The 16,601-nt window shown below is 52.9% G+C and carries 14 protein-coding genes; 9 read left to right on the top strand and 5 right to left on the bottom strand.

The genetic code is table 11. The features are described from left to right. Positions 1-102 precede the first annotated feature (102 nt). Positions 103-945 (top strand): 23S rRNA (guanine(745)-N(1))-methyltransferase, encoded by an 843-nt coding sequence (rlmA, locus tag BZG76_RS02900; RefSeq protein ID WP_021023991.1) that lies wholly within the window; start codon positions 103-105, stop codon positions 943-945. Further along, positions 945-1,958 (top strand): ChaN family lipoprotein, encoded by a 1,014-nt coding sequence (locus tag BZG76_RS02895; RefSeq protein WP_241824033.1) that lies wholly within the window; start codon positions 945-947, stop codon positions 1,956-1,958. Before rlmA ends, BZG76_RS02895 begins: the two co-directional genes overlap by 1 nt. Before the next feature lie 84 nt (positions 1,959-2,042). Here BZG76_RS02895 and yfbV read toward each other — a convergent pair whose 3' ends face one another. Next, positions 2,043-2,492 carry a terminus macrodomain insulation protein YfbV gene (gene yfbV, locus BZG76_RS02890; RefSeq protein ID WP_077460099.1) on the bottom strand — a complete coding sequence of 150 codons (450 nt, stop codon included), beginning with the start codon at positions 2,490-2,492 and terminating at the stop codon, positions 2,043-2,045. A gap of 357 nt (positions 2,493-2,849) precedes the next feature. Here yfbV and BZG76_RS02885 point away from each other — a divergent pair, with 357 nt between their 5' ends. From BZG76_RS02885 to BZG76_RS02875, 3 genes are all read left to right on the top strand, one after another. Beyond that, a complete protein-coding gene (locus BZG76_RS02885; RefSeq protein ID WP_077460098.1) occupies positions 2,850-4,046 on the top strand; it encodes an acetate kinase in 1,197 nt (398 codons plus the stop codon). 105 nt (positions 4,047-4,151) lie between these two features. Further along, on the top strand, positions 4,152-6,299 hold the full coding sequence (pta, locus tag BZG76_RS02880; RefSeq protein ID WP_077460097.1) for a phosphate acetyltransferase: 2,148 nt from the start codon (positions 4,152-4,154) through the stop codon (positions 6,297-6,299). A 126-nt stretch (positions 6,300-6,425) separates the two neighbouring features. Continuing rightward, positions 6,426-7,556 (top strand): amidohydrolase, encoded by a 1,131-nt coding sequence (locus tag BZG76_RS02875; RefSeq protein ID WP_241824032.1) that lies wholly within the window; start codon positions 6,426-6,428, stop codon positions 7,554-7,556. Here BZG76_RS02875 and BZG76_RS02870 read toward each other — a convergent pair whose 3' ends face one another. Next, the gene (locus BZG76_RS02870) at positions 7,557-8,195 is read right to left on the bottom strand and encodes a LysE family translocator (RefSeq protein WP_077460095.1); all 639 of its coding nucleotides are present in this window, start codon (positions 8,193-8,195) and stop codon (positions 7,557-7,559) included. Between the two features lie 263 nt (positions 8,196-8,458). Between BZG76_RS02870 and metN the strand changes: the two genes are divergently transcribed. The 3 genes from metN to metQ are packed head-to-tail and all read left to right on the top strand — an operon-like array spanning position 8,459 to position 11,039. Next, positions 8,459-9,493 carry a methionine ABC transporter ATP-binding protein MetN gene (gene metN / locus BZG76_RS02865; protein ID WP_077460094.1) on the top strand — a complete coding sequence of 345 codons (1,035 nt, stop codon included), beginning with the start codon at positions 8,459-8,461 and terminating at the stop codon, positions 9,491-9,493. Next, positions 9,483-10,169 (top strand): methionine ABC transporter permease, encoded by a 687-nt coding sequence (locus BZG76_RS02860; protein WP_021023981.1) that lies wholly within the window; start codon positions 9,483-9,485, stop codon positions 10,167-10,169. The genes metN and BZG76_RS02860 overlap by 11 nt, the downstream gene beginning before the upstream one ends. Positions 10,170-10,223: 54 nt before the next feature. Next, positions 10,224-11,039, top strand: coding sequence for a methionine ABC transporter substrate-binding lipoprotein MetQ (metQ, locus tag BZG76_RS02855; protein WP_077460093.1), 816 nt, complete (start codon positions 10,224-10,226; stop codon positions 11,037-11,039). Positions 11,040-11,172: 133 nt separating this feature from the next. On the opposite strand, the gene BZG76_RS02850 is transcribed toward metQ, so the two are convergent. Together BZG76_RS02850 and BZG76_RS02845 are read right to left on the bottom strand one after the other, a co-directional pair. Then, entirely contained in the window at positions 11,173-12,189 is a 1,017-nt protein-coding gene (locus BZG76_RS02850) for a CNNM domain-containing protein (RefSeq protein WP_077460092.1), read from the bottom strand. Beyond that, positions 12,186-13,559, bottom strand: coding sequence for a hemolysin family protein (locus tag BZG76_RS02845; protein ID WP_077460091.1), 1,374 nt, complete (start codon positions 13,557-13,559; stop codon positions 12,186-12,188). The genes BZG76_RS02850 and BZG76_RS02845 overlap by 4 nt, the downstream gene beginning before the upstream one ends. Positions 13,560-13,855: 296 nt before the next feature. On the opposite strand from BZG76_RS02845, the gene BZG76_RS02840 reads away from it, so the two are divergent. Continuing rightward, on the top strand, positions 13,856-14,803 hold the full coding sequence (locus BZG76_RS02840; protein WP_198532294.1) for a GlxA family transcriptional regulator: 948 nt from the start codon (positions 13,856-13,858) through the stop codon (positions 14,801-14,803). Positions 14,804-14,945: 142 nt separating this feature from the next. Here BZG76_RS02840 and BZG76_RS02835 read toward each other — a convergent pair whose 3' ends face one another. Beyond that, on the bottom strand, positions 14,946-16,502 hold the full coding sequence (locus BZG76_RS02835; protein WP_198532293.1) for a BCCT family transporter: 1,557 nt from the start codon (positions 16,500-16,502) through the stop codon (positions 14,946-14,948). Between the last annotated feature and the right edge of the window lie 99 nt (positions 16,503-16,601).

Raw genomic sequence — 16,601 nt, 5'->3', positions numbered from 1 at the left:
CGTCCTTGTGGGCGGCTTTTTGATTTCTCACGGCGCAAACTTGTCGAACGTCACACAAGCCCGTACCCTTAAGCGCATCAAAGACAAGACACAGACTCTGCCATGATTTATCGATGCCCGCTATGCCAACAGCCCCTGCAAGCCAAGCCACGTGGTGCTTATTGCGCTGCCAATCATCAATTTGATCGCGCCAAAGAGGGCTACCTCAACCTATTACCGGTGCAATTTAAACGCTCCAAAGATCCGGGCGACAACAAAGCCATGACTCAAGCCCGCCGCGCATTTTTAAACGCTGGCCATTATGCGCCCATGCGCCAAGCGATGATTGATGCCCTCACCCAGGCACTGAATGGCGAGCACCAGACGATCTTGGATGTGGGCTGTGGTGAAGGGTATTACACCCACGCCATCGCCGATCAGACAGCCGCACAACAGTGGTCTATTTATGGGCTGGATATCGCCAAAATCGCCGTGCGCTATGCCGCGAAATGGTATCCACAATGTCAGTTTTCGGTCGCCTCATCGCAACGCTTGCCGTTTGCCGACAACAGCCTTGACGGTGTGGTGCGTATTTATGCGCCCTGCAATGGCGACGAGCTTGATCGTGTTATCAAGCCCGGTGGCGTTGTTGTCACCGTCACCCCTGGTCCACGTCATCTATTTCAGCTTAAGGCGGGTATCTATGATGAGGTCCGGTTACACGAAACGCCAGCAGAGGCCCTGCCCGGTTTCCAGCTTGAAAGTGAGCGCTCACTGCATTACCCGATGACATTAACAGGCGAGCAAGCCCTCACCCTGCTGCAGATGACACCGCTTGCCTGGCGCGCCTCCGATGAATGGCGTGAAACGTTAGCCAATGCCAACGGCTTTCACTGTGAAGCCGACTTTACCTTGCGTGTGTATCGTCATCACACAGAGATTGACTCGGCCAAAGGAGAAGCGTGATGCACACTTGCTCACCATGGACAAAAAAGGGCGTGATTGACCGCTTTTTGAAGCCGCGCTTTTTGCCACTGCGTGCCACTCAGTGGCTATTGGCGGCCAGCTTAGTACTAAGCCTCGTCAGTGTCGCAGCGGCATCGCAACCGACATCGGCGTCTATTAATACCTTATTTGACTATCAAGTGACCACCGCCCAAGGGCAGTCACTTAGCTTGACTCAAGTGGCTGACAACGTCGAAAAAGCGGATATTGTTCTGATCGGTGAATGGCACAGCCATCCTGGGGTGCACCGTTTTCAAACCGAGTTGCTCAACCAACTTGCCTCACGTCATTCTGTCGCGCTTTCCATGGAGCAATTCAGCCGTGATGCCCAGCCAGTGGTGAATCAATACCTTGCCGGCGACATTGGCGAAGACACGCTTAAGCGTCGAGCCAATGCATGGGACAACTACAATGGCAGCTATCGCCCGTTGATCGAGCTAGCTAAACAGCGTCAATTTGACGTGATTGCCGCTAACGCCCCTAAACGCATGGTTAGCTGTATTGGTCGACAAGGTTTGGCTTACTTAGATAAATTGCCGGACCAGCAGCGTCAGTGGTTTGCCGCGACGATTGATACCCAAGACTCACCGTATAAACGTCAGTTTAAAGCCAATATGCATCATGGCACTCCCACCCAAACCGACGATCAATTTGCCGCGCAACTCGCCTGGGATGCCACCATGGCAGAAAGCATGGTCGATTATCACGCCCGTCACCCAGATACCCAAATTGTCCACATCGCGGGCCGCTTTCATATTGCCGAAGGCTTAGGAACAGCCGCACAATTAAAAGCGCGAAATCCCGACCTGACCATTGCACTGATCACCGCGGTGAGTGATCAAGCAAAGCTTGCCGACAACGCCAAGGATCTTCGCTTAAAGGTCATGCCTTTGCCCCAGCGCTGGCAGTCGATGGATGAAATGCGCGAAGCAGTCAGCCAAATGAAAGGGCAAGGCGCGCCGCAGTGTCGTTAAGCCACGCATCCATCACCGACCAATAAAAACGCCGACCCTGAGGTCGGCGTGTGTTGCCTGGGTGAGCGGCGCATTTCGGTTAGGTTAAAACCAACGCTCTAATGCTGCGCGATCCACTTTGAACGCCCGGCTCAATGCTTGCGCTAGCTCTTTGTATCGCGGTTGGCTTTTTATCGGCTGCATCGCGTGCCCCTCACTGGTGATCTTTTGATGCAGTTCGCGATACCACCCCGCCAAAGCCGGCGGCAGCGGCGTATCACGGCGGCGTCCCAGCCACCACAGCCCTTGAAGCGGCAAGCTCAGCGCAAATAGCGCCACAATCACCGCTTGCGGCATGCCTTGTACATTGTTTGCTGCCATTTGAAGCAACACACTGATTGCGGCAATAGCAGGCATGACCTTGATCGCGAACCGCGTTATGGTGATCACACGATTTTCAGGAAAAACCGGCGCTAATTCCTTTTTCATCGGCCATTCTTGCATGTATTTCTGACCGTCTTGCAGGCAGCGCCAGATTGATTTGTTCGTTGTCATACCTACCTCACTTGTTCAGTGTGACCGAAAGGGGCTGTCACTCAACTTTTACAATAAAAACTAAACAAATTGTTTAAAAACTTTAAAATTTAACCCATATCGCTCAAAAAATTTTTGTTATCTGGATCAAGTCCCGCTATCCTTAGCGCACTTTTATCATTGTTGCTCGGATTCGATTGTCTCGCAACCCAATCCGGTTGTACTCAATGGAGCGTTCACTTATCCAGGACGGATAACGATAATTCTTTCCCCGCGACAAGGCATGAGATAATTCTTTTTTGAAAAGGTAGTGTCTCAATTTGTCCACTATCCTTTTTATTCCATACACTCTGTCTCACGAAACATAGGTAGTCATACATGTCAAAGCTGGTTCTCGTACTCAATTGCGGAAGCTCCTCTTTGAAGTTCGCCATTGTCGACGCACAATCAGGCGATGAGCATCTTACCGGTCTTGCCGAATGCCTTAACCTTCCAGAAGCCCGCATTAAGTGGAAAATGGACGGTAAGCATGAAGCCCTACTGGGCAACGGCGCCGCGCACACTGAAGCCCTCACCTTCATTGTAGACACAATTCTGGCCTCGAAGCCTGAACTGGCCGAGAACTTGGGTGCTATCGGTCACCGCGTTGTTCATGGCGGTGAGCATTTTACCCAGTCAGCATTGATTACGGACGAGGTGCTCAAAGGGATCCACGATGCAGCGAGCTTCGCGCCATTGCACAACCCAGCACATATCGTTGGCATTGAGGCGGCGAAAAAAGCCTTCCCTGCGCTGAAAAATGTCGCTGTTTTCGATACCGCGTATCACCAAACCATGCCAGAAGAAGCTTATCTGTATGCGCTGCCTTATAATCTTTATAAAGAGCACGGCATTCGTCGCTACGGCATGCATGGTACCTCTCACTTCTTTATCGCCAACGCGGCCGCTGAGCAACTTGGCAAGCCTGTCGACGAAGTGAACATCATCAACTGCCACCTTGGTAACGGTGCGTCAGTATGTGCGATTAAAAACGGCAAATCGGTCGATACTTCAATGGGCATGACCCCATTGGAAGGCTTGGTAATGGGCACCCGCTCTGGTGACCTAGACCCAGCGATTATCTTCCACCTGCACGATGCACTCGGTTATAGCGTTGAGCAAATCAACACCATGCTTACCAAAGAGTCTGGCCTGCAAGGCTTGACCGAAGTGACCTCTGACTGCCGCTTTGTTGAAGATAACTACGGCGAGAAAGAAGAAGCAACACGTGCAATGAACGTGTTCTGCCACCGTCTTGCCAAGTACGTAGCCAGCTACACCGCGACCCTCGACGGCCGCCTGGACGCGATTGTCTTCACCGGCGGCATCGGTGAGAACWCAGGCCCAATCCGCGAATTGGTACTCGAGCGCCTAGCTCTGCTGGGTGTTGAGGTCGACAAAGAGCGCAACCTGAAAGCCCGCTTTGGCGGCGAAGGCGTGATCACTACCGACGCAAGCCGCGTGCCTGCGATGGTGATTTCAACCAACGAAGAGTTGGTGATTGCGCAAGACACTGCGCGCCTAACTGGCCTGTAAGACCATTTCCAACGGCTGATTCCACTCAGCCGTTTTTGTATTCGTGCCGGACCATCCGGCACGCCAACCAGATAGTAAGAGGAAGTCAACGTGTCCCGTACTATTATGCTAATTCCAATCGGCTCCGGCGTCGGCCTGACAAGTGTCAGCCTTGGCGTCATGCGAGCGATGGAGCGTAAAGGCGTCCGCGTCTCATTTTTTAAACCGATTGCTCAGCCACATCACGGTAGCGACACTGACGTCACCGATCTGACGACGGAAATCATTCACGCCAACAGTGATATGAGAGTCGCCGAATCGATGTCAATGAACCAAGCCGAAAACCTGCTGCGCTCGGATCAAGAAGATGTGCTGCTCGAAGAAGTGCTCGCGCGCTTTACTCGTGCCACTGAAAACGCAGAAGTTGCGCTCGTCGAAGGCTTGGTCACCACACGTAACCACCCCTTCGCGAACCAGATCAACTACGAGATCGCCAAAACACTGGATGCAGAAATCGTGTTTGTGACCACCCCAGGCACTGACAACCCTGCCCAGCTTAAAGAGCGTATCGAGTTTGCCTGCACCAACTTTGGTGGCAGCAAAAACGGCAACATTTCAGGTGTGATCATCAACAAGCTTAACGCGCCTGTTGATGATGCAGGTCGTACGCGCCCTGACCTGTCAGAAATCTTTGACGAAGCGGACGGCGCACGTCCAACTAACGTTGAAGTGATGCAGATTTTCAACTCCAGCCCAATCCGTGTACTGGGTTGTGTGCCATGGAAAATCGACCTGATCGCGACCCGTGCTAGCGATATGGCCAAGCACTTGAACGCCACCATTATCAACGAAGGCGAAATTCACTCACGTCGCATCAAGAGCATTACCTTCTGTGCGCGTTCAATCCCTAATATGGTTGAACACTTCCGCCCAGGCTCCTTGCTCGTGACTTCGGCTGACCGCCCTGACGTGATCGTCGCCGCGTGTCTAGCTGCGATGAACGGCGTAGAAATCGGTGCCTTGTTGCTGACCGGTGGTTATGCCATCCCTGATCAGTTAAAAGCCCTGTGTGACCGCGCGTTTGAAACCGGTCTTCCAGTATTTACCACTGCAGGTAACACCTGGCAGACGTCGCTCAATCTGCAAAGCTTTAGCCTTGAAGTGCCGGCTGACGATAAAGCCCGTGTTGAGTTTGTGAACGACCACGTTGCTGGCCACATTGATGGCAACTGGATTGAATCACTCAGCTCAGGGTCGAACCGCGAACGTCGCCTCAGTCCACCCGCATTCCGTTATCAGCTGACCGAGTTTGCACGTAAAGCCGCTAAGCGCATTGTGCTACCCGAAGGTGACGAGCCACGCACCATCAAGGCCGCCGCTATCTGTGCCGAGCGTAAAATTGCCGAGTGTGTGCTTTTGGGTAACCCAGAAGAAATCAAACGCGTTGCCGATCAGCAAGGCGTGACCTTGGGCGCTGGCGTCGAAATTATCGATCCGGTAAAAGCACGCGATAAATACGTGGCACGCTTGGTCGAGCTGCGTAAGAGCAAAGGTATTACCGAGGTCATTGCCCAAGAGCACCTCGAAGATACCGTGGTACTGGGTACCATGATGCTAGAAGCGAACGAAGTGGATGGCCTGGTATCGGGCGCGGTTCACACCACCGCTAACACCATCCGTCCACCGCTGCAAATCATCAAAACCGCACCGAACGCTTCTTTGGTCTCATCAGTATTCTTTATGCTGCTGCCTGAGCAAGTGCTGGTATACGGTGACTGTGCGATTAACCCGGATCCAAATGCTGAACAACTGGCTGAAATCGCGATCCAATCTGCCGATTCTGCCGCGGCATTCGGTATTGAACCTCGCGTAGCGATGATCTCTTACTCGACCGGTAGCTCAGGCAAAGGGGCAGACGTGGATAAAGTCCGCGAAGCCACCCGTCTTGCCCAAAAGAAGCGTCCTGATTTGATCATCGATGGCCCGCTTCAGTACGACGCCGCTATCATGGAAAATGTCGCGAAATCAAAAGCGCCAGATTCGCCTGTTGCCGGTAAAGCCACCGTGTTCGTCTTCCCCGACTTGAACACAGGTAATACCACGTACAAAGCGGTACAGCGTTCTGCCGAGTTGGTCTCTATCGGTCCAATGCTACAAGGCATGCGTAAGCCAGTGAACGATCTGTCACGTGGCGCCTTGGTTGACGATATTGTCTATACCGTGGCACTGACAGCGATTCAGGCTAAGCAAGCCGAAGACAACGGCCAAGCGTAACCCACGCTCAGCCCAGAAAGAGCAAAAGCCAGCACATGTTGCTGGCTTTTTTTTGCGTTTAACTTCACAACGTGACGCTCCAAAGCGATCTAGCATAGCCTTTCCATCCTTGTTTTGGAGTCGATGATGGCGATTGATTTTGATCCCTTAGCGTTTAGGCATGCCCTGCACCAATACCCTGAACTGTCGAATCACGAAGCGCAAAGTGCGCGCACCATTGCTGCCCAACTGCGCGACTTTGGTCTCACCCCCCATACCGACGTGGGCGGTCACGGTATTGTGGTAGACATTGCAGGTCGCGAGCCAGGGCCAACCACCTTGTTACGCGCCGACTTTGATGCGTTACCCATTCACGAACACACCCAACTTGATTATGCATCCTGTCACGATGGCATCATGCATGCCTGCGGTCACGATGGCCATGCTGCCGCCTTGCTTGCCGTCGCTGCCGAGCTATGCCAAACACCCCCTAAACAGGGGACTGTCATTCTCGCTTTTCAGCCTGCTGAAGAAACCGGCGAAGGTGCAGCACGTCTGTGTGCCGATCCGCTTTTAGTAACCCGCCACATCGACAATGTTTATGCCTTTCATAATCTGCCAGGCTTTGCCCAACATCAGATAGTGGTGCGCCCAAGCACCTTTGCCTGCGCCTCAACCGGTGTTGCGATTCGGTTGCACGGCAAAACCTCCCATGCCGCTTACCCAGAGCGCGGGGTCAGCCCGGCAAACGCCATGAGTGACGTGATGCGTATGCTTACACAACTTCCTGACGCTTATCCTTCCACGTTCAGCTTAGTGACGCTAGTTCACGCCCAACTTGGCGACCCCGCGTTTGGCGTTGCGCCCGGCGAGGCCACCGTGATGGCGACCCTACGCAGCGACGACAACGCCACGTTTCATGCCATGCAAACCCGGTTAGTCGATCACGTAAACGCCATCGCCGACCGAGCAAAATTAACCGTGGATCTAAGTTGGCACGAGCCGTTTATTGCCGCCGAAAACAGCACAGCGCATAACCAAGTCGTGGTCAACGCGGCGCAATCGCTGGGGTTAGAGGTTCACTGGCTTAAGGGGCCCATGCGTTGGTCAGAAGATGTCGCCGAATTTCTTGCCCGCTGGCCCGGCGCATTATTTGGCATTGGCAGCGGCGAGCACCACCCACAGCTGCACAACCCTGACTATGACTTCCCGGATGCGATTTTAGCGACCGCCAAAGCACTATTTTGCAGAGTGATTACACACCATCACGGCCGTTAATTACCCCAACGCCAGCCAAAAGCCGACACCGATCATCAAGGTGCCGGCGATTCGGTTCAGCAATTGCACATTACCCTTTTGCTGCAAAAACTGACGTAAGGTGCGCCCACCGCTGGCATACAACATTAAACAACTGAATTCCGTGCAAAGAATGATCAACACCAGCACGCTCAGCTGGCTGGGCAATGAGATCGCAGGGTTAATAAACGGCGGCAACAGTGAGATCATAAATGCCCAGCCTTTCGGGTTGGCTATCGCAGTGACAAAACCTTGTGCCGCCAACGATAACGCAGAGATATCATTCGGCGCCGACGCCTCTTCCTTTGGAATTGCCATTTTGCCACGCGATCGCCACATTTGTACGCCGAGATACGCCAGATACGCGCCCCCCACATACTTAAACACCTGAAACACGCTAGGATAGTTCAGCATCACGGCCGCCACTCCTACCACTGACGCAACCGCCACAAGACCGACGCCAATGAGCTCGCCCCACATCATATGTAGGCTACGCTTAACTCCGATAGTCATCCCCAGGGTCATGGATAGTGTCATACACATTCCCGGTGTGATTGACACAAAAAAGAAGGTGGGAATAAATAGCGTCAACATCGTGGTATCAATCAAGGCAGTTGGCATATCACTTAATCAGAACAAAGAGTTAGAAAGGCTATTAGTGAACACGCTTTAGTCGATGAGATCAAGCACGCTTGAGATCTCGTTGACTGTTTTATTTATAACCAACCGATTAGCCTTATTGCCATTTAGACGTCCAGAAGTAAAAATATCCATTGACTTCATTTTACCTAACTCATAGCATCAATAACCAGAACGACAGCAAGAGCGCGGGATAGACCGCTGAGTCAGTCGGCTGTGATCAAATTTATCGCCAAGGACATGTGATGATTGAGATATCCAAACTCAACAAGGTATTCGAACTCGGGGAGCGCCGAATTCATGCCCTTAACGACATCAACTTATTTATCCCGAAAGGAAAAGTATTTGGTGTGATCGGTGCCTCTGGTGCCGGCAAAAGTACGCTGATCCGAATGGTTAACCTGCTCGAGCGCCCAACCAGCGGCACGGTAAAGGTAGGAGGCGTTAACCTCACCGCGTTATCCAATCGCGATCTAACCCAAGCTCGCCGTCAAATCGGGATGATTTTCCAACACTTTAACCTACTGTCATCGCGATCGGTCTTCGACAACATCGCTCTACCGCTTGAACTGAGCGGCGCGAGCAGTGACGCGATCGAAACCCGAGTCACCGAGTTACTCGATTTAGTTGGTTTAGCCGATAAGCGTCATGTCTATCCGGCTAGCCTCAGTGGCGGACAAAAACAACGTGTCGCGATTGCCCGCGCACTGGCGCCAAGCCCAGACGTATTATTGTGTGATGAAGCCACTAGCGCACTGGATCCTGCTACGACACAATCGATTTTGTCACTGCTACAAACCATTAATGAAAAGCTCAACCTGACCATTTTATTGATCACCCACGAAATGGACGTGGTGAAGCGCATTTGTCACGACGTTGCCATTAYTGGTGACGGTGAATTGGTCGAATCTGGCCCAGTGGGCGACATTTTTGCCCATCCGAAATCCGACTTAGCGAAACAATTTATCCGCTCAACCTTGGATTTATCGGTGCCTTATGACTATGCCCAACGCTTAAAAGATACCTACTTTGACGGCAGCTACCCCTTGGTGCGCCTAGAATTTACCGGCGCTACCGTGGATGATCCATTGATCAGTCAAATATCAAGGCTGTTTGATATCGACATCAGCATTTTAAGCTCTGATATCGACTACGCTGGCGGCGTCAAATTCGGCTTACTACTGGCAGAGATTATGGGCCCGAAAAAAGCGGTCGAAGACGCCATCCACTATCTCAACCAGCACCATGTCAACACGGAGGTACTTGGCTATGTTGATTGATCAACTTATAAATTGGGTCAACGAAAACAACGCCCTGCTTAACTTGCTTGCCGAAGCGACAGGTCAAACCCTGTATATGGTCTTTGCCTCCGGCCTGATAGGCTTTGCCATTGGGATCCCATTAGGTGTGATGCTACACGTCACCAAAAAAGGCGGGCTGCTAGCGCAACCCAAGTTTAATCAAGCGCTCGGCGCGGTGGTGAATATTGGTCGCTCGATCCCCTTTATTATCTTGTTGGTTGCGATTATTCCCTTTACCCGCCTGCTCGTCGGCACCTCGATTGGAACAGCGGCAGCAATTGTCCCGCTGACAGTGGGCGCCATCCCTTTCGTTGCACGTCTGGTCGAAGCGGCGCTTTTAGAGCTGCCACCGGGACTAGAAGAAGCAGCCAAAGCCATGGGCGCTACCCCATTGCAAATTATCTATAAAGTACTCGTACCCGAAGCGCTACCTGGCATTATTAATGGCGCAACCATTACCTTGGTCACCCTCGTCAGCTACTCTGCTATGGCTGGAGCCGTGGGCGGTGGCGGCCTAGGCGATGTCGGTATCCGCTACGGCTACCAGCGCTTTGATACCACGGTTATGCTGATCACCGTTGTCATGCTAGTCGTGCTGGTACAAGCCATACAATCTTTAGGCGATTACTTGGTACGCCGAACCGATCACCGATAATAAAACACAACACTTACCGTAAACGACGGACAATTTTATCAAGGGAGACAGACAATGAAGACCACCATTAAAACACTTTTAACCACCTTAGGCCTCGCCTCCACACTCCTACTCACCGGGTGCGGAGAAAAAGAGCAAGCCGCTAGCGATGCCAACAGCATCACCGTGGGCGTGATGGCAGGCGAAGAAGCACAAGTGGCCGAGCACGCAGTAAAAGAAGCCAAGAAGTTAGGCCTCGACGTTGAGCTGATCACCTTTACCGATTATGTGTCGCCCAACGCAGCATTGGACGATGGATCGGTTGATGTGAATGCTTTTCAGCACAAGCCTTACTTAGATGCACAAATCAAAGATCGCGGCTACGAGTTTGCGATTGCTGGCAACACCTTTGTGTATCCGATTGCGGCCTATTCTTATAAGTTAGATAGCGTGGCCGATCTCCCAGAAGACGGGCAAATTGCCGTGCCGAATAACCCTGCTAGCCTCGGCCGTTCATTACTACTGCTTGAGCAGCAAGGCATCCTAAAACTCAAAGAAGGTGCTGGCATCAGCGCTACCAAGCTCGATATCGTTGAAAACCCGAAAAACATTGAAATTATTGAACTGGAAGGCCCACAACTGCCTCGCTCACTGGAAGACGTGGATATTGCCATCATCAACAATACCTTTGCCGCTGGCATCGGCCTAACCCCAAGCAAAGACGGCCTGTTTGTTGAAGGGAAGGACTCACCCTACGTGAACCTGATTGTAGCCCGCAAAGACAACGTAGACGCAGAAAACGTCAAGACGTTTGTTAAAGCTTACCAAACTGACGCGGTTTACAACGCGGCGATGGAAATCTTTGACGGGGCGGTGGTGAAAGGCTGGTAAGCCAACCGCTCGAAAAACATCAGCGCCCCGGTGGAGGCATCAAATCTCGTCACCATCGTTCGCAATAGAAACGATAGCAATAGAAACGCCACAATCACTTGTGGCGTTTTTTTTAATCATGGCGCACTGTCTTTTAACTTGCTGCCGTGACGGGAAGCACGCGTTTTAAAATATCCGCAAGCGTCACCACGCCAATCATTTCCCCCTCTTTACTCACCACCGCAAGCTGAACGCTAGCTTCACGCATGCGCGCTAGCGCTTCGTAGATGGGGGTGTTGGCATCCAAAACATAGGCATTGCGAGCGACATCGCGTGCGAGTCGGTCTGCCGGTTCGAGTAGCGTATCCCGGACGTGAACCACCAATGGCTTAAGCCCTTTGTTACCAAACACCAAAATACGCAGATGCCCTGACGACACGGCGACAGCGCGCACCTCTGCGACCGTTGCATGTTTATCAACATGTGCCATCACCTGTCCCTGGGTAACCAAGGTTTCGATCGCAATCGAACTCAGATCGATCAACCCCGATAATTGTCGTTGAATCGCTGGTTGCAAGGTGCCGACTTTGCCCGAGTGTTCAACCAATTGACGAATGGTTTGAATATCTTGTCCCCCTACCGCGGCGCTTTCTACTGGCTCAACCCCTGAGGCTTTCACCAAGCGATTGGCAATACGGTTGACCCAGCGAAGTAACGGACGTAACGGCCACACATAAGCACGCGAGACAACACCGATTGCCAGTGCTGACTTTTCTGGATGAGCAATCGACCAAGATTTCGGTGCCATCTCACCCACGACGAGGTGCAAAAATGTCACCACGAACAGCGCAAACCCGAAGGCCGCCGCATCAGCCGCCCAAGCGGGTAAGCCAACCGCGAGAAAGACGGGCCCTAACCATACATCTACCGCCGGCTTGGTGACCGCCCCGAGTGCAAAGGTACAAAAGGTGATCCCTAATTGCGCTCCTGCCAGCATCAAGGTCAAATCATTCATGCCACGCAGCGCTGCCCGCGCCGACCCACTCTCAACCGCCATTTCTTCCAAACGATGTCGACGCGCACCCATCAAGGCAAACTCGATAATGACAAAAAAGCCACTCAATACAATCAAAGCCAGCGTGACAACACTAACCATCAAAGGATCAGTCATTGGTTATCCTCCGCAATGGGCTGCTCGATGAGCGTAACCCGCACCGACGTGGGGATATGTCGCTCAATGCTTAACACATCCACCTCAAGATGACGCACGATCGGCTGACTCTCTGCCAGTTCGGATGGATCAATCGGCAGCGCGATGGTCACCGTGTCCCCTACAGCTGGCAATGCGCCACATGCCGCAATCAATACCCCTGCAATGGTTTCGACATCGTCCCGCGGCAGATCATAGCCAATCGCACGCTCCACTTCGTCGATGTGCACATCACCATCCATCAACCAGACATTGTCACTTTCAGGGATAACCGCCTCGGCATGATCACTATCATGCTCGTCGGTAATTTCTCCCACGATCTCCATGGCCAAATCTTCAATCGTTAACACACCAGCAAAGCCGCCATATTCATCAATCACACACGCCAGTTGATTGGTCGTGCGCACCAACTGATCTAGCGCATTTGGCAACGGCATTAATGTGGGGAGAACACTGGCAGGACGCATCACTGACGCCACGGTATCATTTGAATCCGCCTCTGTTTTCGCGAGGACGTCTGACAGGTGAACCACGCCCACAGGCGCATCATTATCATCAAGCACAGGATAACGGGTGTGGGCTTGCGCCATCAGCGCCAACAATTCGGACAGCTTGGTTTCTGGCGACACCCAATCAACTTGCGAACGCGGCACCATTGCATGCTCAACATCGCGCGCAGGAAAATCCAGGATCCGATCCATCATCAGTGACAACTCCACCGGCAAATCTCCGCTTTCTCGCGAGTCGGCGATAATATGGTGTAAGTCGTCTTCTGAGGCACTCATATCAAGATCATGTACCGGTTGAATCCCCACAATACGCAGCACCAGGTTGGCGGATTTATCAAAGAAACTGATGATCCAACCAAACACCGACATATAAATCAGTGTCGACCGCGACATCATACGCGCCATGGGTTCAGCATTGGCAATGGCTAAGTTTTTCGGGTAAAGCTCACCCAAAATCATTTGCACAATCATCGCCACCGCAAGCGTCGCCATGGTGCCAATCGCGATCCCCGTTTCCAACGACAGTCCAAGCCGTTGCAATAATACCCCCATCGACTCGCCGACCAGCGGCTCGGCAACAAAGCCCAACACCAAGCCGGTGACCGTGATACCAAGCTGCGCGCCAGATAGCATAAAGCTCGTCCGTTTTGTCACCGCCAGCGCCCGTTTGGCCGATGCATCGCCCGTCGCAGCTAAGGTCGCAAGCTTTGCGCGATCGACCGCCATATAGGCAAACTCTTGCGCCACAAAGTAGCCATTGGCGGCAATAATTAACAAGATAAAGAAAAGACCGAGCAGGAGGGTAATCATAGGTTCAATCATGACTGCGTCCTTTGTTGGTGACAACGTACCAGTGAAGGGGAGTGACAATCGACGCGTGTTGGATCCACAAAATATGCCTTATGTAGAAAGAGGAATTGGAGTATATTCTGGTGATATCGATACAGTCTAGTTAATTTTTGTACACCTCACCGTCGCGCATTTGGTAGCCAAGAGCGTCTGTGCTTTTTTTCAGGAAAATGGTGGGCTTAGCTTGACCCGGCCAGTGGCCGCCCCTCATCATTATTTCTACCATTCTTTGTTCATTTGTGATCATGCGCCTTGAATACACAGGTCCAATGCCGGAACGCCTCGGTTTTCTGCTACTCCCCCGCTTTTCGATGATGGCCTTTTTCTCTGCTGTCGAGCCATTGCGTATAGCCAACCAGATCAGCGGCGAATCGCTGTTTGATTGGCAAATGATCAGTGAAGACGGCAAGCCGGTGACGGCGTCCAACGGCATGTCACTGCTGGCCGACACAGCCATCGACGCCGTGCATGATCTTCCCTCACTCGCGGTCTGTAGCGGTTTTGATCCTGAAGCTTACCTTAGTCGTCCTTTGATGCGTTGGCTGCACCGTCTTGATGCGGCAGGCTGCGTGCTGGGCGGACTCGATACCGGCTGCTTTTTGTTGGCCGCTGCCGAGCTACTCAAGGGCGAGCGGGTCACCCTGCATTGGGAAAGTTTGCCCTCGTTTCAAGAGCGCTTCCCAGAGGTGAGAACCTCAGATGAGCTGTTTGAACTGGGACCGCGGCGCTTCTCCTGCGCAGGCGGTGCGGCGGCAATGGACATGGCGCTCGATGTGATAGCGCGTCGTCACGGCAACCAGTTGGCAATCGACGTCTCCGAGCAGCTGGTACACGAGCGCATTCGTACTCGACGCGATCAGCAGCGAATGACGTTAGCGCGCCGCTTGGGCACCCATCGCCGACGTCTGGTCGACGCGGTGGATGTGATGGAGCGCCATATAGAATCGCCCTTGTCCTTGGCAGAAGTCGCTGAGCGCAGTGGTATCTCGCTTCGTCACCTACAACGCCTTTTTGACAGCGAGCTTAATCAGTCGCCGCGCAGCTGGTATTTGGGATTGCGGCTAGATCGTGCCCGTTACTTGCTTAAAGAAACCGATCTCGATGTGTTAACGGTGGGATTGGCCTGTGGCTTTAGCTCAAGCTCGAGTTTTTCCCGCGCGTTTCGCACCCATTACGGCGTGTCACCGCGTCAAATGCGTAAAACCCAAAGCCAGTAAAAGAAGAAAAACAAGATAGATAAAAAAGCCGCTCACCCCACCACCTTAATCGGCAACGGAATGAGCAGCTTGTCTCGCGTTTAGCGCGTCTTGGTGCGACACCTTAAACCGCTATTTTTTCACGGCCAGCTATTTTTGGCAGCTAGCTTTTTTTAGCCGCGACAAGCGAGCGGCGCGATTCACCAAACAGTGAGATCAGCACCCCGGCGGTCATCACCAGGATCACCACGCTCAGTGGCAAGGCCGCGGCGATCAATGCTGTTTGTAGCGCTTTAAGGCCGCCGGCCATCAGCAGCGTTGCAGCGACTAAGCCAATCACCACGCCCCAAAGCACCCGGAAACGCTTCGGTGGCTCTTCATCACCCAGTGACAAAATCGTCGTCAGCACTAAGGTGCCTGAATCAGACGAGGTCACAAACCAGCTCATCAACAAGAACACCATCAGGGCTGAGAGTATCCAGCCGAACATCCCAGAACCTACGATCCCATCCGCTGCGGCAAATAATGCGGCGGGAAGCTCCCAAGCGTTCACCAAATCGATAATCCCAGCACTGCCGACGCCACCACTGGCATACAGCTCTTGGTAGATGGCATTGCCACCGAAGATAACCAGCCAGACAAAGATCAGTAAGGTGGGCACAAATAACACGCCCAACACAAACTCACGCAGGGTGCGCCCTTTGGAAATACGCGCGATAAACAGACCCACGAACGGCGCCCAAGCCAGCCACCAGCCCCAATAGAAAATGGTCCAGGCCTGCTGCCACTCCACCGTGCCCGGCTCATCAGCAAACCACAGCCCCATCGGAATAAAGTTAATTGCATAATCGAGCAAGGTTTCGCCGAACGCGCTGATCAGCCAAAGTGTGGGGCCGCCAATAAAAAAGATACCCACTACCAGCACCGACACCCAAATGTTCATCTGGGAGATAATACGGATCCCACGGCGCACTCCGGATACCGCCGACACAATCGAGATCGCCGAAATCACTGCAATCAAGATCAACTGCGTCGACAAACCGGAAGTGATACCGATCAGGCGCTCCAGCCCCACCGCCATTTGACTGACACCGAGACCGAGTGAGGTCGCGACGCCGAACACGCAACCCAGTACACCGAGGATATCGAAAAGATGCCCCCAAGCGCCGTAAATGCGCTCGCCAATAAAAGGATAAAGCGCCGAGCGCAGCGCCAGTGGCAGTTGCTTACGGTAGGCAAAATACGCCAGCGACATGCCGACAATCACGTAGATAGCCCAACCATGCAGCCCCCAGTGGAAAACGGTGACCCGCAGCGCATCGATGGCACGCTCGTAACCAATGGCGGCCGCGCCTGCCATATCGGCGTGGGGATTGTTGGGATAACCAAATCCGCCGGTGTTATCGAGGTAAAAAATGGGTTCGGCCACCCCAAAAAACAGGATGCCGATACCGATGCCAGCAGAGAACAGCATCGAGAACCAAGAGAAGTTGCTAAACTCCGGACGGCTGTCGTCAGGGCCGAGGCGCACATTGCCGTACTTGCTGAAAACGATAAAACCGCACACGGTCAATAACAGCATCACAGTGACCAGGTAGTAGCCACTAAAGGTGCTTTCAATCCAGGTGCGCGTCGCACCAAACAGGACGCTGGCCGTCTCCGATTGAAAACCGGTAAACAGCACAAAAGCCAGCACCAGCAGTGCAGAGCAAATGGTCATGCCACGATGCATGCCTTGGAAGAAGCCATCCTGAGCGAGCTCGGTGACGGTATAATCGGTCGATGTTTCAGCCTGGTGGCTGTCACGACGCTTGGGTGA

It is taken from the genome of Salinivibrio sp. AR647 (assembly GCF_001995415.1).
Lineage (GTDB): Bacteria > Pseudomonadota > Gammaproteobacteria > Enterobacterales > Vibrionaceae > Salinivibrio > Salinivibrio costicola.
The sequence above is the reverse complement of the archived record's forward strand: the minus strand, read 5'-3'. Positions and strand labels throughout refer to the sequence as shown.

What these genes read in the sequence shown, in the direction of transcription:
- rlmA (WP_021023991.1), top strand. Translation starts at nt 103, where the DNA reads ATGATTTATCGATGCCCGCTATGCCAACAGCCCCTGCAAGCCAAGCCA.
- BZG76_RS02895 (WP_241824033.1), top strand. Translation starts at nt 945, where the DNA reads ATGCACACTTGCTCACCATGGACAAAAAAGGGCGTGATTGACCGCTTT.
- yfbV (WP_077460099.1), bottom strand. Translation starts at nt 2,492, where the DNA reads ATGACAACGAACAAATCAATCTGGCGCTGCCTGCAAGACGGTCAGAAA.
- pta (WP_077460097.1), top strand. Translation starts at nt 4,152, where the DNA reads ATGCTAATTCCAATCGGCTCCGGCGTCGGCCTGACAAGTGTCAGCCTT.
- BZG76_RS02875 (WP_241824032.1), top strand. Translation starts at nt 6,426, where the DNA reads ATGGCGATTGATTTTGATCCCTTAGCGTTTAGGCATGCCCTGCACCAA.
- BZG76_RS02870 (WP_077460095.1), bottom strand. Translation starts at nt 8,195, where the DNA reads ATGCCAACTGCCTTGATTGATACCACGATGTTGACGCTATTTATTCCC.
- BZG76_RS02860 (WP_021023981.1), top strand. Translation starts at nt 9,483, where the DNA reads ATGTTGATTGATCAACTTATAAATTGGGTCAACGAAAACAACGCCCTG.
- metQ (WP_077460093.1), top strand. Translation starts at nt 10,224, where the DNA reads ATGAAGACCACCATTAAAACACTTTTAACCACCTTAGGCCTCGCCTCC.
- BZG76_RS02850 (WP_077460092.1), bottom strand. Translation starts at nt 12,189, where the DNA reads ATGACTGATCCTTTGATGGTTAGTGTTGTCACGCTGGCTTTGATTGTA.
- BZG76_RS02845 (WP_077460091.1), bottom strand. Translation starts at nt 13,559, where the DNA reads ATGATTGAACCTATGATTACCCTCCTGCTCGGTCTTTTCTTTATCTTG.
- BZG76_RS02840 (WP_198532294.1), top strand. Translation starts at nt 13,856, where the DNA reads ATGCCGGAACGCCTCGGTTTTCTGCTACTCCCCCGCTTTTCGATGATG.
- BZG76_RS02835 (WP_198532293.1), bottom strand. Translation starts at nt 16,502, where the DNA reads ATGACCATTTGCTCTGCACTGCTGGTGCTGGCTTTTGTGCTGTTTACC.